Raw genomic sequence first — 1,260 nt, forward strand, 5'->3', positions numbered from 1 at the left:
GGCTGAACAGCCAGTTTCGTTATTTCCAAATATGCTAAACGGCATATTGGTAGAACAATAAAGTAGTTTGGAATAGGGTGGCGGGCTTTTATAGTCGCGCCCTATGCAAGATTTAGCGTTTGTTTTTGCCGGTTTTTTTGTCGGCTTCGTGGTGGGATTGACCGGTGTGGGCGGCGGCTCGCTCATGACCCCCATCCTGATCTTCTTTTTCGGCATGAAGCCCTACCTGGCCATCGGCACCGATCTGCTGTTCGCCTGCTTCACCAAGATGGGCGGCACGATCAAGATGGCCCGCTCGCGCATGGTCAACTGGCGTATCGTTGGCACACTGTGTGCAGGCAGCATCCCGGCTTCGCTACTCACCCTGTGGGTCTTGCACACCCTGGGCCCTGCCAACGCCCAGGTGCAAAAAGCCATGACCACCACCCTGGGCGTGGCCTTGCTGCTCACCGCCGCTGCCACTCTGTACAAAAGCATCCGTGGCAAATCAACTCCTCGCAACATCAGCGCGGAGAACATGGCCGCAGCCGAGCGCCCGCGCCACTGGAGCCTGCCGCTGCTGTTTGGCGCTTTCATCGGCACGCTGGTCACGCTCACCTCGGTAGGTGCAGGCGCCATCGGTGTCACGGTGCTGATGCTGCTGTACCCGCTGCTGCCGCTGCAGCGCATTGTGGCCGCCGACATCGCCTACGCCGTGCCCCTGACCCTGGTGGCGGGCCTGGGCCACGCCGGGCTGGGCTCGGTCGATTGGCCGCTGCTGGCCAAGCTGCTGGTGGGCTCGCTGCCCGGTATCTGGCTGGGTTCGCACCTGATGCTCAAAACCTCGGACCGCGTGATCCGCGGCCTGCTGTCCCTGCTGCTAGCTTATGCAGGCACCAAGTTACTCGCACTTTAAAATCGCAGGTTGCCCTGCCCCACGACCGTAAAAAAATGTACCAATACACTGAATTCGACAAACAGTTCGTCAAACTGCGCGCCGCCCAATTCCGCGACCAGCTGGAACGCTGGCAAGGCGGCACCCTGGCCGAAGACGAATTCCGCCCGCTTCGCCTGCAAAACGGCTGGTACGTACAGCGTTTTGCGCCCATGCTGCGCGTGGCCGTGCCCTACGGCGAGCTGTCCAGCGCCCAGCTGCGCGTGCTGGCCACCATCGCCCGCGACTATGACAAAAAAGACGCGCACGACCTCAGCAAGGCCAACCCCGGCCTGAGCGACCTGCACAGCCTGCCCAGCGCCTGCGCCCACTTCACCACCCGCCAG

1 protein-coding gene and 1 pseudogene are annotated in these 1,260 nt (G+C 61.7%); both read left to right on the plus strand.

All coding sequences use genetic code 11. From position 1 onward, the window contains the following. Positions 1-103 precede the first annotated feature (103 nt). Positions 104-895 carry a sulfite exporter TauE/SafE family protein gene (locus AC097L_RS24880; RefSeq protein ID WP_479589391.1) on the plus strand — a complete coding sequence of 264 codons (792 nt, stop codon included), beginning with the start codon at positions 104-106 and terminating at the stop codon, positions 893-895. Between the two features lie 35 nt (positions 896-930). Further along, a pseudogene (locus tag AC097L_RS24885) lies at positions 931-1,260 on the plus strand (nitrite reductase); the annotation flags it as partial.

This window comes from Rhodoferax sp. RT5P35, from assembly GCF_056521385.1.